Here is a 16,004-nt window from a genome sequence, read left to right on the forward strand (position 1 = left end):
GCCAGCGGGCGGTTCACGCCGCGGCGCGTTCCTCGCGAATGCGCGTGGGAAGGTCTTTCAGCTCAAGCCAACGATCGGTCGGCACGAGTGAGGGCATAACAACGGCCCACATCTCGATCAGGCGATCTTCGATGTCGTCGCGGCCGGTGAGCACGTCCGAGACGACCTGCACGCCCGTGAAGGCCGAGATGATGAAATGCGCCATCGCGACGGTGTCGATGTCGGGTGAGATCTCACCCTCCGCGATGCCGCGGCGCAGGTACTCTTCACAGGCCTCCATCCAGTCGAGATAGGGACCGGCGACCGGCGTCTCGAAGTTGGCGGCCTCGATCGTGAGGCGCACGCCCGCGCTGACAATCGGGTCTTCGTGCAGCTGGCGCGCGAGTTCGAGGGACATGATGATGATCGCCCGCAGTCCAAGCACATTCTCGCTCAGCAGGGTGCGACCAATGGCAGCGGATGCCTCGTGCTGGGCGTCGATGACGGCAACCGCGAGGGCTTCCTTGGAGTCGAAGTGAAAATACAGCGCCCCCTTCGTCACCCCGGCCGCTGCGCTCACCTGCGCGAGGGAGGTGCTGCCGTAGCCGCGTGTCTGGAAGGCCGCAGCCGCCCCGCGAATGATTGCCGCGCGCGTTTCAATCGCTCGTTCCTGCTGTGCCATGCCACTCCTCGCTCGTTCCTGCTGCAAGGTTAGCGGCCCAAACGGGGCACGGCCGAATCACCGGCCCCCTGACGGGCGCTTCCCTGATGGGGGCACCCGTCGAAGACGGCGTGCGTTCAGCCCCCGGGCGGTGCCCCCGGAGCCTCGGCCGGGGCATCCGGTGCCGGCGCATCCGGTGTCGGACTCGGTTCCGGAACGACCTCCGGAACCCCGCTGCTCGTGAAGACGGTGACCGTGCTGCCCTTGAAAGCAGAACGGGAGGGGTCTGAACGCACGACCGTGCCCTCTGGCATGTCTGAGGTGATCACGCCGCCGTGCGCAAACCGGAACCCGGCCCGTTGAATGGTGGCCTTGGCCTGGGAGAGCTGCATGCCGCGCACATCAGGCACCGAAACCGGTACACCATTGATGACCTCGGACGTGGGCTCGGCGAAGGCGTCACCGCCGTACTTGGCGTTGGCGACGTCCATAACATCTGGCCACATCCGGTGACGTGCCTCAGAAACCCGTCCGCTCGCGAAGCGGAGGCTGCGCTGGCTGAGCTTGCCCGTGAGGCTCACCACGCCGGCAACCGTGGCCACCTTGCTGCTCGCGCCCGTCATCCACGTGTCGGCGCCGGAGTCGGTGGTACCCGTCTTGGCGATCATCGGAACGCGCGGGGACGTGGCCCAGTAGGACGCTCGCGCGGTGCCGCTCGTCATGACGCGCTGCATGGCGTAGGTCATGCCCGCAGCAACCGAGGGCTGCACAGACGTTTCGCACGTCGACTGCGGAATGGGACGTTCTTCGCCGTTGGCGCCGATGATCTGGTCGATGACGATCGGGCTGCACGTCACGCCGTTGTTGGCAATCCCGGCGAACGCCACTGCCATGGTGAGGGGCGCGATCTCGTTGGTGCCGATGACGGTTGCGGCACTCTGCTTGAGCGGGTCGCCGTCGGCGCGGTGAACGCCGAACGATTCGGCGCGTTCCTTGATGTCGCACAGGTCGAGGCGTTTGGCCATACCGATGAACCCCGTGTTGTAGGAGTTGATGGTGGATTGCAGGGCACTGTAGTGGGCCCCGGTCTCGCTCAGCGAGTCGTTGCGGGGGTTCCAGCCCTGACTGTTGTAGTTCTGCGGACCGAGGCACCGGTCCGAGAAGGTGCCCCAGTTGGCCTTACGTGCCGAGTCGACCCGCTCGCCGAGGGCGTGGCCGTCGCTCAGCCACTGGGCCAGGGTAAACACCTTGTAGGTCGATCCCGGCTGGAATCCGCTCGAACCGCCCATGTTCTTGTCGGTGTTGTAGTTGAGGCTCGTGTAGTTGGCGCCGGTTGCCAGAACTGCTGGATCCTGGCTGTAGTCCTTGCTCTGCGTCATGGCGAGCACCCGCCCGGTTCCCACCTGAACGCTCGTGATGACGCCGCCGAGATCGCCGGCGGCGTAGGTCTTGGGCACGTTGCTGTTCATCGTTGCGACCGCGGCGCCCTGAACGTCGAGGTCGAGGCTCGTATACACGTCGTAGCCGCCGAGGCGGATGTTGGCCGCGCGTGCGTCCTCGTCGGCACCGAAGGTGGCATCGGTCTTCAGCACCCGCGTGACGTAGTCGCAGAAGAACGCGTTGTCCCCGGCGGTCTGGCATCCCGTGCTGGGCGGAGTGATCACGGGCTCAATCACCGTGGCGACGGCCTCATCGTGCTCTTCCTGGGTGATCTTGTCATACGTGAGCATCTCGCGCAGGATGTAGTCCCGGCGCTGCTTGTTGGCGGCGTATCCGCTCGCCGCACCGTTGAACTCACTCGCCGGGCGATCAAGCTGGTACCGCACCGGATTGTTGACGATGGCAACGAGGCTTGCCGCCTGCGGCAGGGTGAGGTTGAGGGCGTTGGTGTTGAAGTAGTAGTTGGCTGCAGCCTCGATGCCGTAGACGGTTCCACCGAAGCCGGTGATGTTGAGGTAGCCGCGCAGGATGTCATCCTTGGAGTATTCCTTCTCCATGCCGATCGCGAGGCGCATCTCCTTGAGCTTGCGGCTGGCCGAGATCTCGGTGGCGCTCACGTAGCATTCGCGGCTCGCCTCCTGGTCCTGCATGGCTTCGCACTTCTGCACCAGGACGTTCTTCACGTACTGCTGGGTGATGGATGACCCGCCGCGCGTGCCTCCCCCGGCGAACGTGCTCACGGCGCCGCTGATGGTGCCCTGCAGGTCGATACCGCCGTGCTCCAGAAAGCGCGGGTCCTCGCTCGACACGACGGCGTCCTTGACGAAGGGGCTGATGGCGTCCGAGCCCACCTCGACCCGGTTCTGCTGATAGAACGAGGCCATGAGTACCGGCGTTCCGTCGGTCTGCCTGGCGTAGATGTTGCTCTTCTGCGACAGCTGCTCCAGGGCAATGTATCCGGGCAGATTCTCAAACATGTTGATCGTGTTCGTTGCCGTCATGCCGGAGAGCGCGAGGGCGGGCGTGACGGCCACGGTCACGAGCAGGCCGGCGACGGCGCTCATGCAGATCAGGCCGATGAAGCCACCGACGACTCCCCCGAGCCGTCGCCCTGTGCTGGGACTCGAACCGGTGTCCTCGTTCATGCCACTACCCCTTGCAAATTGCGATACGACGTGCGGCGAACCCCGGGCCGCTCGTCTACTCTACGCAGCGATTCTGGATATCGTCACCGCTCCGCCCGCCGACTGCTCGTTACCCCCTCGAACTGGGGCAACCGGTCGGTTGGACTTTAAGCGTGTTGCTGCAGCTCGAGGATCGCACGCACGCGCTCGACATCGTCACGAATCTGTTCAATCAACGGTTCGATTCCGGAATAGGCAACCATGCCGCGAATTCGGCGTACGAAGGACACATCCACGACATGGTCGTACAGGTCAAGATCGGTTTCATCGAGCACGTAGGCCTCCACCTGGCGACGCTGAACGCCCTCGAACGTGGGATTGTTGCCGATGGAAATAGCCGCTGGATACCGAGTGCCCGCATCCGTCAGCCACCCGGCATAGACGCCATCGGCGGGGGTGAACCCCTCCGAATCGGGAGCGAGGTTCGCGGTCGGAAACCCGAGTTCGCGGCCGCGGGCGGCACCGTGCACGACGAGCCCGCGCATGGTGGGAAGGTGGTCGAGCATCTCGGTGGCCGTCGCCACGTCGCCGCTTCCGAGCAGGTCACGAATCCAGGTGGACGACACCCGACGGTCCTGGCGCGGTTTCACGTCATCGATCAGTCGCACCTCAAAACCGTATTTCGTGCCGAGGCGCTTGAGCAGTGCAACGTCACCCGCGCCCTGGGCACCGAAACGAAAGTCGCGGCCCACGAGCACGAACCTGGCCTGCAGGGCGTGCACAAGAATCGAGGCGACGAACTCCCCGGGGGCCAGCCCGGCGAGCTGCGAATCGAAGCCGAGCACGAGAGTCGCGTCAACGCCGGTTTCGGCCAGCAGGTCAAGCTTCTGCTCCAGGCTCACGAGCGCGTCCGGGCAGTGTTCCGGCGACAAGAGGGCGAGCGGATGCCGATCGAACGTCACCACGACGGCCGCGAGCTGATGCTCGGCCGCGAGAGCGTTGAGTCCGGTGATGACCGCACGATGGCCGGCATGCACTCCGTCGAACTTGCCGATGCACACGGCAGAGGCCGGCCAGTCGGCCGGTACGGCCGTGGTGCCGTAAAGGGTCTTCACGAGTGCGCCACCGCCCGGGTCGTCGGGGCGGGGTGGCGAGCGAGCCACCACATTCCGAGGATCGGAAGCACAAGGGGAACAAAGCCGTAGCCTCGCCCGAAGACCGACCAGACGGTCTTGTGCTGGAAGAGCTCCGGGTCGACCAGACTCAGGGTTCCAACGACCAGCACGCCGAGCAGTTCGAAACTGATCGTGATCCAGGCCACGCGGTACCAGGCCGGACTACGCCGCACCAGGGCGATGGTGGCCACGATGTACACCGCTGCGGCAAGGGCGGAGAGGGAATACGACAACGGAGCATCGGAGAAGGTCTCCACTATCTGCACGAAAGACCGACCCGTCGCCGCGAGGGCCAGCAGGCCGTAGACGGCAATCAGGAGTCGCCCAATGCCGGTAACTCGTCGCGTTGGGGCCGCCGCTTCGGTCTGCTTTTCTGTCATGGCTTGGTAATTATCGCAGTTTCCCGAACGGGTCGGCACCGGTTCAGAGTCCCTGCACGGTCCAGATCTGCAACATGCGGTACAACATGACGGCAACCGCGAGGCAGGCTACCCCGAGAATAACGGTGCTCCAGCGGCTGCGTTCCACGAGCGCCCAGAACCCGGCTGCCACGGGAAGCAGGATGGCGCTGACGAGGTAGGTGTAGAACTCCAGCACGCTCCCGGTGGCCGCGTTGCCCACCAGGGGCGCCACGATTGCGACCACGAGCTGAACGAGAAGGAGCAGTTCGACGAGGGCCGTCGCCCCCATGGTGAGGTCCGTTGGTTTGCGCCCCGCAAGTCCGAGGGCGACACACAGCAGCCCGGCGGGAATGGCCACGGCCAGTTGCAACCAGGTGAGCCATTCGATCATGCGGATTCTCCCGGAAGTGTCTCGCCCTGCGCCGTTACGGGTGTTGCCGGCTCATCGGGCGGAAAATTGAGAATCGATTTGGCCTGGCTGCCGCGCATTTCGACGAGGCCCACGAGCCGGCCATCCGGCGCGATTGCGGCGATGGGCCCCGTGCCCTCCGGCGGCGGCGCCACGTCGATGCGTTTGCCGTGGCCGAGGTCAATCGCCTGTTGTTCGGTGAGGTCCAGCCGGTCGAGCAGGCGGGTCGCGGCATCCGTTGGGGAGATGAGGGACGCGGACACGTCGAGCTCGTCGAGCGGGAAGGCCGATTCGATCCGAAACGGGCCGATGCGGGTGCGGCGCAGCTGCGTGAGGTGCCCGCCGACGGCGAGGGCGTCGCCGAGGTCGCGGGCCAGCGCCCGAATGTACGTTCCGGAGCCGCAGTTGACGCGCACCTCGAGGTCGAGAAAACCGTCCAGCGGGGTGCTGGAGAGCAGTTCGAAGGAACTGACCGTGACCGGGCGCTCGGCGAGCTGCACGTCTTCGCCGGCGCGAACGCGGGCGTAGGCGCGCACGCCGGCGACCTTGATGGCACTCACGGCACTCGGCCGCTGGCTGATGTCCCCGGTCAGGGCCGCGATTCCGGCGGTGATGGCGTCGGCGGTCACGCCGTCCATCGCCGCGGCGGTTGCCCGCTCGATTTCTTCGCCCTCAGCGTCATCGGTGGTCGTCGAGGCCCCGAGGCGGATGGTGGCGAGGTATTCCTTGTCAAGGCCGACGACAAAGGTGAGCAGGCGCGTGGAGCTGTTCACCCCAAGAACGAGCAGTCCGGTTGCCATGGGGTCGAGGGTTCCGGCGTGGCCCACCTTGCGGGTGCCGGCGAGACGGCGGGTGCGGGCAACGGCGTCGTGGCTGGTCCAGCCCTGCGCCTTGTCCACCAGCAGCAGGCCGCTGTGAACCGACGCGGCGGGCTTCATGCCGGCACCTGCGATGTCGCGGCGGCGCTCGGGGTGTTCGGGTCGCATGGGGTGGGGGACGTAAAACGTTCGGTTTCAGCAGCACCTCGGGGGGCCGGAATCGTGTCCCTCGATGTCTCAATCACAGGTCAAATCTTACCAGTGCGACGCTAAGCCCCTCCTCGCCCCGTCGTGGTCGAACGTCGCCCTAGGCTGAAGTCATGCGAATTGCTGTGATCGGTGCCGGCGCCCTGGGCGGAACGTTCGCCACCCTGCTTGAGGGTGCGGGGCATGAGGTCACGGTCACCGCGCGTGGCGAGACCCTCGCCGCGATCCGGGCCGATGGCATCCGGCTCAGCGGTGCGTTCGGCGACGCGCACGCGCATCCCCTGGCGCTGACGCGCCTCACCGAAACACCCGATCTCGCGCTCGTATGCACGAAGGCGCAGGACGCGGCCGCAGCGATCACCGACAATGCCGGGTTTCTGAACGGATGCCCCGTGATCGTCGTGCAAAACGGCCTTCTCGGGGTGCGCACCGCCACCGACCTCCTGCCGGATTCGGAGTGCTTCGGCCTGCTCGTGATCGTGGCCGCGAACTACACCGAACCGGGGCACGTGAGCGTGACGACCGCTGCACCGAGTTACCTCGGTCGCGGCAGCGGGGCCGTCGACGACGAGACGATGCGCTGGCAGGCGGTGCTCGGCGGCCCGCTCCGCACCGTAACCATCGCCAACTTCGTGGGCGCGCAGTGGACCAAGCTTGTCGTGAACATGCTCAATTCCCTGCCGGCGATCACCGGGCTCAGCGTGCAGGAGGTCGTTGACGCTCCTCGTCTGCGGCGGGTGCTCACGGCGAGCATGCGCGAGACCGTGCGCGTGGCGATGCGGCGGGGCGTGCGTTTCGGCTCCCTGCAGAAACTTGACGACCGCCGGTTGCGGGTCTTCTCACGGCTGCCGCTCTGGGCCGGGCAGGTTCTCCCCCTCGGCATGCGCGCGCGGATGGGGCAGGTTCCCAACCGCGGCTCCACCCTGCAGAGCCTGCTGCGGCGACAGCTCACCGAGATCGACTTCCTCAACGGCACCGTCGTGCGCGAGGCGCAATCGGCCGGACTGACGGCGCCCGTCAATGCCCTGCTCACGGCGCTCGTGCACGAGGTGGAGTCCAGCGGCACCAGCCTCCCCGTGAACGAGGTGCTCGAACGCTTAGCGGTGCTCGGTCGTTCCTGAGACGCCACCTCGACCAACGGGGTCAGCAGCTGTCGAGGAAGAGGCGGCGCGGGGCCGCGGCATCCGTGTTATCGACCACGGCATCGACAAGGTTTCGCGGGGCAACCTCCGCCCGGTAGAGCCTGTCTGCCGCGGTCTCTGGGCCGCTCTCCACGAGGATGCTGAACAACCACAGGTCATGGAGCTCCGGGCGGTTGGCGAACTCGCCCTCCACAATCAGGATCGCGTCGGGCGACGTGGTACTCCACGTTGGTTCGATCCACGTATCGCGATCCGGGTCGAAGTGCTCCATGACAAACCCCGCGCTCCCGTTGATCCGGAACGGCTCAACCAGCACGCGCCGCAGCGCCGAGTAGTCGTAACCGAAGCGGTAGCGGCGCTCGGGCGTTGGCGTTCCGAACGCGTTCTGCTCTGCCGTTGAGCGTTGAAAGAAGTGCAGGGAGGCGCTGAACACGTTGCGTTCATCGTCTTCCCGGAGCACCTCTGCGAGGTCTTCCGCCACTCGGGCCCGACCGGAGGCGTCAGAGCCGTCGACCGAGATGACGGTGCGGCCCCGCCCGTAGTGGTGCAGGATTTCGTCCGCGAGGGTTCGTAGGAATTCGACGCGCGGTGTGGAGGGAAGCCTCATGAATCGAGCCTAGGTTAGAACCAATGAACGTTACAGCCCCCACCACGGAGACCGGCGCCCCGACCGGCGCCCTCAGCCCGGTGCTCAACGAGTGGTTTCGCGGCAATGCCAGGGACCTGCCGTGGCGGCGCAGCGACTTCTCGCCGTGGGGTGTGCTCGTGAGTGAGTTCATGTTGCAGCAGACGCCCGTGGTACGCGTCATCCCCCGTCTGAACGAGTGGCTCGCACGCTGGCCGACGCCCGCGCACCTTGCCGCGGCGCCTCCCAGCGAGGCCGTGCGCGCTTGGGCGTCCCTCGGGTACCCCCGGCGAGCCCTGTGGTTGCACGCGGCGGCCGTGCAGATCACGGAGCGTCACGACGGTCGGGTACCCGAAGAAGTTGATGACCTGCTCAGCCTCACCGGGGTCGGGGATTACACCGCGCGCGCGGTGGCTGTCTTCGCGTTTGGCCACCGGCATCCGGTCGTCGATACGAACACACGGCGTGTGCTCGCACGCTCCGTCACCGGGCAGGCCGAACCGGCCCCGCCCAGCCGCACGCGCGACCTCGATCTGATGTCGTCAGAGCTGCCGGAGGACCCGGTCGAAGCCGCCGTGTTCAACGCGGCCACGATGGAGCTCGGCGCCGTGGTGTGCACGAGCCGATCCCCCCACTGTGCGGAGTGTCCCCTGCGAGATTCATGTGCGTGGCGTGCGCTCGGGTACCCGGCGTACACGGGTGCCCGCAAGGCCGTGCAGAAGAAGTTCGAGGGCAGTGATCGCCAGGTTCGCGGCCTCATCATGGCGGAGTTGCGTTCCACGCATCGCCCCGTGACGGCGGAGGAGATAACCGGTCTTTGGGCCGATGCCGCGCAGCGCGACCGTGCGCTGGCGAGCCTCCTCGTCGACGGCCTCGCGGTGCCGGCCCCGGCCGGCGGCTACACGCTTCCGGGTTAGCCCTGCACCCGTGTGGGTGCTACTTCAGGACTGTGCCCGCGCCGCCCGTGCCCGCCCGGTTAAACACCGGTGACTCCCTGCTGCCAACCCAGGATCTCCTGAAGTAGCAACCGGAAGCCACCGGGGCGTTGCCTGATGCCGTCTGACCTATTTGGCGACGGACTCGTCGGCCGTGTCGTCGTCCTCGTCGGACTCACGCGGCTTGGCGTACGGGTCGGCATCGCCAGCGTACGTGGCCGTGACCGCGTCGCGCTCCGTGATGGAGTCGCGTTCGTGAGCTTCGCGCAACAGGTCGTCAATGAGTGCGGCGTTCTCGGGGATACCATCCGCAATGAACTCAATTGACGGAGTCAGCCGCGCGGTGATGTTCTTGCCCACCTCGCTGCGCATCATGCCGGTCGCCGCCTTGAGTGCTGCGGCGCTGTCGGTGCGTTCTTCGATCGAACCGTACACGGTGTAGAAGACCGAGGCGTGCTGCAGGTCGCCGGTCACCTTCACGTCGGTGATCGTCACGAAGCCCAGACGCGGGTCGCGCAGGCCGCGTTCCAGACGCTTGGCGATGATGACCTTGATGCGGTCCGCCATCTTTCTCGCGCGTTCCGGATCTGCCATGACTTTCTCCTTCTATCAAAAACTGCGGTTGTGGTGATTCAGTGTTGGGTTCGTTCAGTGTTGCGTTAAAAACCGGGGGTCTCCGCCCGATTGCCCGGTGGACAATCGAGCGGAGACCCCTGGACCGTGGAGTTAGACCCGCGGCTTTTCCTTCATTTCGATCGTCTCGATCTCATCGCCGATCTGGATGTCGTTGAACTTGCCCAGTCCGATACCACACTCGAAGTCCGTACGGACCTCGGTGACATCGTCCTTGAAGCGACGCAGCGATTCGATGCCCAGGCTGTCCCCCACCACGACGCCGTCGCGGATGACGCGAGCCTTGGCGTTTCTGGTGATGGTTCCGGAGCGAACGATAACGCCGGCGACGTTTCCGAACTTGGACGAGCTGAAGACCTCGCGGATCTCGGCGACACCACTCTGCACCTCTTCGAACTCGGGCTTGAGCATTCCCTTGAGGGAGCTCTCAATGTCCTCGAGCGCGGAGTAGATGACGGAGTAGAAACGCACGTCCACACCTTCGCGAGAAGCACGTTCACGTGCCTTCGTGTCGGGGCGAACGTTGAATCCAATGATGATGGCGTTGTCGACGGTAGCGAGGTTGACGTCGCTCTCGGTGACCGCACCGACACCACGGTGGATGATGCGCAGCTGTACGGAATCGTCGACCTCGATCTTGAGGAGCGACTCTTCCAGTGCCTCAACGGCACCGGAAACGTCACCCTTGATGATGAGGTTGAGCGACTCGACCTTGCCCTCTTCGAGTGCACGGGTGAAGTCTTCGAGGCTGATGCGCTTGCGGGCCTTGGCCAGCAGTGCGTTGCGCTGGGCGGCTTCACGCTTCTCGGCGATCTGACGCGCGGTGCGGTCTTCCTGGATGACCAGGAAGGTGTCACCGGCACGAGGAACGCTCGAGAGGCCCTGCACCTGGACGGCGCGTGACGGGGTGGCCGCGAGGACCGCGTTGCCATTCTCGTCAGCCATGGCACGAACGCGGCCATAGGCCGTTCCGGCAACAATCGAGTCTCCGATGTGCAGGGTTCCCGACTGGATGAGCACTGTTGCGACGGCGCCGCGGCCCTTGTCGAGCTTGGCCTCGATGGCCACACCGCGAGCATCCTTATCGGGGTTTGCACGCATGTCGAGTCCGGCATCCGCTACGAGCAGCACGGCGTCCAGGATTTCCTGGATTCCGGTCTTGTTCTTAGCCGAAACGTCGACGAACATGACGTCTCCACCGTATTCTTCGGCCACGAGACCGAACTCGGTGAGCTGCTGGCGAACCTTCTGCGGGTTGGCGCCAGGCTTGTCAACCTTGTTGACTGCAACCACGATCGGCACGTCAGCGGCCTGTGCGTGGTTGAGTGCCTCAATGGTCTGCGGCATGATGCCGTCGTCGGCGGCGACCACGAGGATCGCGATGTCCGTCACCTGCGCACCACGAGCACGCATGGCGGTGAACGCCTCGTGGCCCGGTGTGTCAATGAAGGTGATGGCGCGGTCGATGCCCTCGTGCTCGCTGACGACCTGGTACGCACCGATGTGCTGCGTGATGCCTCCGGCCTCACCGGCGGCAACCTTGGCGTTACGGATCGCGTCGAGCAGTGCGGTCTTACCGTGGTCGACGTGGCCCATGACCGTGACGACGGGAGGACGAATCTGGAGCTGTTCGTCGGTTTCTTCTTCGAGTTCCTGGTCGATGTCGATGTCGAAGGCCAGCAGAAGCTCGCGATCCTCATCGTCAGGCGAGACCATCTGGATCTTGTAACCGAGCTCGCTGCCGAGCACGTCGAAGGTGGCCTCGTCGAGGGACTCCGTTGCCGTTGCCATCTCACCGAGGTGGAACAGCACGGTAACGAGGTTTCCGGGGCTCGCGTCAATCTTGTCGGCGAAGTCCGTGATCGAGGCACCGCGACGCAGGCGAACAACGGTTCCACCGTCGCCACGGGGTACGCTCACGCCACCCAGCGACGGGGCTTCGCGCAGTTCGAATTCTGCTCTCTTCGTGCGCTTGGACTTGCGTGCCTTGTTCTTGCCGCCACCACGACCGAATGCACCAGCGGTTCCACCGCCGGGGCCGCGACCGCGACCAGCGCCGCCGCCTGCGGGCCGGGGCGGGCCAAAGCCGGGCGCGCCGGCCGGTGCTCCACCAGGACGCGCGGGGCGTGCGCCACCGGCGCCGCCGGGTGCTCCGCCGGGACGCTGGAATGCGCCGGGGCGCTGACCAAAGCCGGTCGGGCGAGCGGCCTGACCGGGTCCGCCGGGGCGAGGAGCCCCCGGGCGAGGCTGCGCGGGGCGGGGGATGTTGCTCGGGCTGGGCGCCGCGGGACGCTGACCCATGCCCTGCGCGCTTGCGAACGGGTTATTACCCGGACGCGGCGGCTGGGCGGGGCGCTGGCCCATGCCCTGGTTACTGGCGAAGGGGTTGTTTCCCGGACGTGCTGCTCCGGGGCGAGGCATCCCCGGCTTGACCGGAGTGGCCGAGCCACCCTTGGTTTTTGCGGCGGGGGTCTCTGTACTCGGCGTCGCCTCTGGTTCGGCGGCAGCTGCCTTGTCTGCTGCCGCTGCCTTTTCGGCGGCCGCGGCCTTCTCCGCGGCCTGCGCCTGGCGTTCGGCAACCGTGAGCGGTGCGACGGGAACCGGCGCGGCCTCAGTTGCTTCGGCCGGCTCTGCCACGACGGCGGCAGGCTGAGGTGCGGGCGCTCCAGGGGTGGGACGCGCTCCGGGCTTGACGCCCGGCTTCATTGCGCCGGGCTTGACCACTCCAGGCTTGACGCCTGTGCTCGGCCGCGGGCCGGGTGCAGGCGCCTTTGTGGTGGCGGCCGTGGCCGTACCCGTCGGTGCGTCCGAGGCGGGAGCTGCCGGGTTGGCAGCCTTGGCGCTCGCGCTCTCAGCTTCCAGGGCGGCACGAAGCCGTCTGGCCACCGGGGGCTCAACGCTACTGGACGGTCCCTTGACGAACTCGCCCATTTCTTTCAATTTTGCAAGGGCAACCTTGCTGTCGACTCCGAGCTCGCTAGCGATCTCGTGTACGCGTGGTTTTGCAGCCACAATTCTCCTGTTCCGGGCCTGCACCCGGAAAGGGGCAGACCGTTAGTAACGGACGGGTCTCATTTCGAGCCGCTCATTAGTTATCCATAAGCCAAGTCAGCCTGTTCTCTAGTTGTTTCGCGTCCAGCGAACTGGTCACGCGAAGGGCACGCACGAAAGCGCGTCGCCTCTGTGCGTCTTGGAAGCACGAGACGGTCGGATGCAACCACGCGCCCCTGCCGGGGAGAGTAGCGGTTTCATCCACCACGATCTCTGGCCCACGGGCGACGATCCTCATGAGTGAAGAACGTTCGGCGCGCGAACGGCATCCAATGCACGTTCTAACGGAGTCCATCGTACCCCCTATTCGGCATCCTCCAGAATGCTGTCCGGCTGAATGTCGATTTTGGCACCCGTCAGCTTGGCCGCGAGGCGCGCATTCTGGCCCTCTTTGCCAATCGCGAGAGAGAGCTGATAGTCGGGAACCAATGCTCGAACGGCCTTGATCGACTCATCAATCACGTAGGCGCTCGTCACCTTGGCGGGCGACAGTGCACTGGCGACAAAGGTGGCCAGGTCGGGCGAAAAGTCGACGACATCGATCTTTTCGTTGTTGAGCTCGTTCGTGACGGCGCGTACGCGCTGGCCGAGTTCACCGATGCAGGCACCCTTGGCGTTCACGCCCGCTTCGGTCGCCCGAACGGCGATCTTGGTGCGGTGTCCGGCTTCACGCGCAAGGGAGACGATTTCCACGACGCCGCTGGCGATTTCCGGCACCTCGAGAGCAAAAAGCTTGCGCACGAGCGAGGGGTGGGTGCGTGAAACGGTGATCTGCGGGCCCTTGAGACCACGTGCAACCGTCGTAACGAACACGCGGATGCGCGCGCCGTGCACGTAAGTCTCGCTCGGAACCTGCTCCTCGGGAGGCATGATGGCCTCGATGCTGCCCAGGTCAATGTGAATCATGCGCGGGTTGGGACCCTGCTGGATGATCCCGGCGACAATGTCACCTTCGCGGCCCTTGAACTCGCCGAGAACAGCGTCATCCGCGAGGTCGCGGAGACGCTGGTTGATGACCTGCTTGGCCGCGAACGCCGCGATTCGACCGAAGTCTGTCGGGTTGCTGATGGCTTCACCGATGACGTTGTCATCTTCGTCGTGCTCTGGAACGTAGATGTCTACGTGCCCGTTCTTGCGGTCGAGTACAACGCGTACTCCCGCCTCTTCCATGGCTGCCTGCTTCGTGGGCTCATCCGGGTGGGTGTGCTTCAGATAGGCCGTCAGGATTGCCTGCTCAATAATCTGCACGAGTTCCTCGAAGGGAATCTCTTTCTCGCGCTCCAATTGCCGCAAAACACTGAGGTCGATGTCCATGGCCGGCCTCCTCTATTCAGATCTTGCCGCCGCGAAACTGCGCAGCGGGCTCACGTCTAAAGGTACCCGACTCCGGGGGCCATTGTCACCGCAGCCGAGGGTCTAGGCGAAGTGCGCGGCCACGTCAGCAACCGTGACCTGCTCGCGCTCCCCCGTGCTGCGATTCCAGAGTTCCACAATGCCGTCGGCCGCTCCGCGTCCCACAATAACGATCCACGGCACGCCGATGAGCTCCGCGTCACCGAACTTCACGCCGGGCGATACCTTGCGGCGGTCGTCGTACAAGACCTCACGGTTGGAGGCCTCGAGGGCGGTCACGACGAGCTCAGACGTCTCGAAGACGATCTCGTCCCGGCCGGTCGCGATCACGTGCACGTCGAAGGGAGCAACGGCCTCTGGCCAGATGAGGCCCTTTGCGTCGTTGTTGAGTTCGGCGATGACCGCGAGGATGCGGGTGACACCGATTCCGTAGGACCCCATGGTCACGGTCACGAGCTTGCCATTCTCATCCAACACTTTGAGCCCCAGGATCTCCGCGTACTTGCGTCCGAGTTGGAACACATGTCCAATTTCCATTCCGCGAATGAGTTCGACCGGTCCGGAGCCATCGGGCGCCGGGTCCCCGGCGCGCACGTCGGAGGCCTCCACGATCGAGTCAACGGAGAAGTCACGCCCGGCAACGAGACCGAAGGCGTGGCGTCCTGCCTCGTTGGCGCCGGTGATCCACTCGGTGCCGGCAACAACGCGCGGGTCGACGAAGAAACGTATGCCGGTGGTCGACTTCTCGCCGAGCACTGCTCCGGCCGCGCTCCACGGTCCGATGTAGCCCTTGACCAGGCCAGGCTTCTTGGCGAAGTCGCCCTCGTTTGCGGCTTCAACCTCGGCGGGGCCGAAGGCCACCTCCACGCGCTTGAGGTCGACGTCCCGGTCACCGGGAACGCCGATCGCGATGATCTCGCGGGTACCGTCAGGCTGGATGAGCGCCAGCACAACGTTTTTCAGCGTGTCGGCCGCGGTCCACTCCCGACCGTCGGGGCGGGGCTGCTCGGCGTTGGCCTTGTCGACCAGAGTCTGAATCGTGGGAGTGTCCGGCGTGTCGAATACCGCGGCAGCAGGCAGCGCGGTCCAGTCGGTAGCGGGCGGGGCGATTGTGCGGAACGCCTCGACGTTGGCCGTGTACCCGCCTGCGGAGCGCACGAACGTGTCTTCGCCGACCATGGTGGGGTGCAGGAACTCTTCGCTCTTGGACCCACCCATGGCGCCGGCATCCGCTTGCACAATGGCGTATTCGAGGCCGAAGCGGGTGAAGATGCGCTCGTAGGCGTCGCGCTGCGCCTGGTAGCTCGCGTCGAGCCCGGCGTCGGTGTAGTCGAAGGAGTAAGCGTCTTTCATGGTGAATTCGCGGCCGCGCAGCAGGCCACCGCGGGAGCGTGCCTCGTCGCGGTACTTGTCCTGGATCTGGTAGATCGACAGCGGCAGATCCTTGTAGCTGCTGTACAGGTCTTTCACGAGCAGCGTGAAGACCTCTTCGTGGGTGGGGGCGAGAAGCATGTCGGAGCCCTTGCGGTCCTGCAGGCGAAACAGGCCGTCGCCATACTCGTTCCAGCGGCCCGTGAGCTCGTAGGGTTCGCGCGGCAGCAGCGCCGGAAAGTGCACCTCGTAGGCGCCCGCGGCCGTCATCTCCTCGCGGATGATCTTCTCGACTTTCGCCTTCACTCGCAGCCCGAGGGGCAGCCAGGCGAAGATACCGGGAGCCTGGCGACGGATGTATCCAGCGCGCACCAGAAGGCGGTGGCTGGTCACCTCGGCGTCGGAGGGATCTTCGCGGAGTGTACGGAGGAAGTAGTTAGAGAGACGTGTAGGCACCCGACTACCTTACGGTGAACCGGCGCCTTCCCCCACAGGGCGATCTCGCGGGTGCCGCTGAGCGCCAATTTCAGGGCCGCGGATGGGCCGGCAGGTGGGCCGCGACCGGGCCGGGAACACCCGCCGTTGCCGCTCCTGCGGGCGTCGGAGGGCTCATTCGCGCCCTCCGGTCAGGGTAATCAACTACGAGAGTTCTAAAGATTTAGGTGAGCAACTCTCGCGTT

Annotated in this window: 14 protein-coding genes; 2 read left to right on the top strand and 12 right to left on the bottom strand. The window is 65.5% G+C overall.

Translation table 11 applies throughout. From position 1 onward, the window contains the following. Window positions 1–13 precede the first annotated feature (13 nt). The 6 genes from EDD25_RS03800 to truB form a co-directional block, all read right to left on the bottom strand. Window positions 14–661: a ScbR family autoregulator-binding transcription factor gene (locus EDD25_RS03800; RefSeq protein ID WP_134172100.1), complete on the bottom strand. Its 648-nt coding sequence runs from the start codon at window positions 659–661 to the stop codon at window positions 14–16. Between the two features lie 116 nt (window positions 662–777). Further along, entirely contained in the window at window positions 778–3,225 is a 2,448-nt protein-coding gene (locus EDD25_RS03805; protein WP_134172101.1) for a transglycosylase domain-containing protein, read from the bottom strand. A gap of 146 nt (window positions 3,226–3,371) precedes the next feature. Further along, window positions 3,372–4,319 (bottom strand): bifunctional riboflavin kinase/FAD synthetase, encoded by a 948-nt coding sequence (locus EDD25_RS03810; RefSeq protein WP_134172102.1) that lies wholly within the window; start codon window positions 4,317–4,319, stop codon window positions 3,372–3,374. Beyond that, window positions 4,316–4,759, bottom strand: a complete 444-nt coding sequence (locus EDD25_RS03815; protein ID WP_134172103.1) for a hypothetical protein — start codon at window positions 4,757–4,759, stop codon at window positions 4,316–4,318. Before EDD25_RS03815 ends, EDD25_RS03810 begins: the two co-directional genes overlap by 4 nt. Before the next feature lie 43 nt (window positions 4,760–4,802). Then, the gene (locus tag EDD25_RS03820) at window positions 4,803–5,171 is read right to left on the bottom strand and encodes a hypothetical protein (protein WP_134172104.1); all 369 of its coding nucleotides are present in this window, start codon (window positions 5,169–5,171) and stop codon (window positions 4,803–4,805) included. Then, complete coding sequence (gene truB / locus EDD25_RS03825; RefSeq protein ID WP_134172105.1) at window positions 5,168–6,127, bottom strand: tRNA pseudouridine(55) synthase TruB; 960 nt, start codon at window positions 6,125–6,127, stop codon at window positions 5,168–5,170. Before truB ends, EDD25_RS03820 begins: the two co-directional genes overlap by 4 nt. 200 nt (window positions 6,128–6,327) lie before the next feature. On the opposite strand from truB, the gene EDD25_RS03830 reads away from it, so the two are divergent. Further along, entirely contained in the window at window positions 6,328–7,335 is a 1,008-nt protein-coding gene (locus EDD25_RS03830) for a ketopantoate reductase family protein (protein ID WP_134172106.1), read from the top strand. Window positions 7,336–7,357: 22 nt separating this feature from the next. Here the strand turns inward: EDD25_RS03830 and EDD25_RS03835 are convergent, their stop codons facing one another. Next, the gene (locus tag EDD25_RS03835; RefSeq protein ID WP_134172107.1) at window positions 7,358–7,963 is read right to left on the bottom strand and encodes a nucleoside/nucleotide kinase family protein; all 606 of its coding nucleotides are present in this window, start codon (window positions 7,961–7,963) and stop codon (window positions 7,358–7,360) included. 23 nt (window positions 7,964–7,986) lie between these two features. Here EDD25_RS03835 and EDD25_RS03840 point away from each other — a divergent pair, with 23 nt between their 5' ends. Then, the gene (locus EDD25_RS03840; RefSeq protein WP_134172108.1) at window positions 7,987–8,898 is read left to right on the top strand and encodes an HhH-GPD family protein; all 912 of its coding nucleotides are present in this window, start codon (window positions 7,987–7,989) and stop codon (window positions 8,896–8,898) included. 147 nt (window positions 8,899–9,045) lie between these two features. On the opposite strand, the gene rbfA is transcribed toward EDD25_RS03840, so the two are convergent. The 5 genes from rbfA to EDD25_RS03865 all read right to left on the bottom strand — a co-directional run bounded on the left by rbfA (window position 9,046) and on the right by EDD25_RS03865 (window position 15,780). After that, window positions 9,046–9,510 carry a 30S ribosome-binding factor RbfA gene (gene rbfA, locus EDD25_RS03845; RefSeq protein ID WP_134172109.1) on the bottom strand — a complete coding sequence of 155 codons (465 nt, stop codon included), beginning with the start codon at window positions 9,508–9,510 and terminating at the stop codon, window positions 9,046–9,048. 132 nt (window positions 9,511–9,642) lie between these two features. Then, window positions 9,643–12,561: a translation initiation factor IF-2 gene (gene infB, locus EDD25_RS03850; protein WP_134172110.1), complete on the bottom strand. Its 2,919-nt coding sequence runs from the start codon at window positions 12,559–12,561 to the stop codon at window positions 9,643–9,645. Window positions 12,562–12,637: 76 nt separating this feature from the next. Continuing rightward, window positions 12,638–12,895 carry a YlxR family protein gene (locus EDD25_RS03855; protein ID WP_134172111.1) on the bottom strand — a complete coding sequence of 86 codons (258 nt, stop codon included), beginning with the start codon at window positions 12,893–12,895 and terminating at the stop codon, window positions 12,638–12,640. Between the two features lie 8 nt (window positions 12,896–12,903). Then, window positions 12,904–13,914, bottom strand: coding sequence for a transcription termination factor NusA (gene nusA / locus EDD25_RS03860; RefSeq protein ID WP_134172112.1), 1,011 nt, complete (start codon window positions 13,912–13,914; stop codon window positions 12,904–12,906). Between the two features lie 102 nt (window positions 13,915–14,016). Continuing rightward, the gene (locus tag EDD25_RS03865; RefSeq protein ID WP_134172113.1) at window positions 14,017–15,780 is read right to left on the bottom strand and encodes a proline--tRNA ligase; all 1,764 of its coding nucleotides are present in this window, start codon (window positions 15,778–15,780) and stop codon (window positions 14,017–14,019) included. Between the last annotated feature and the right edge of the window lie 224 nt (window positions 15,781–16,004).

The organism is Cryobacterium psychrophilum, assembly GCF_004365915.1.
Lineage (GTDB): Bacteria > Actinomycetota > Actinomycetes > Actinomycetales > Microbacteriaceae > Cryobacterium > Cryobacterium psychrophilum.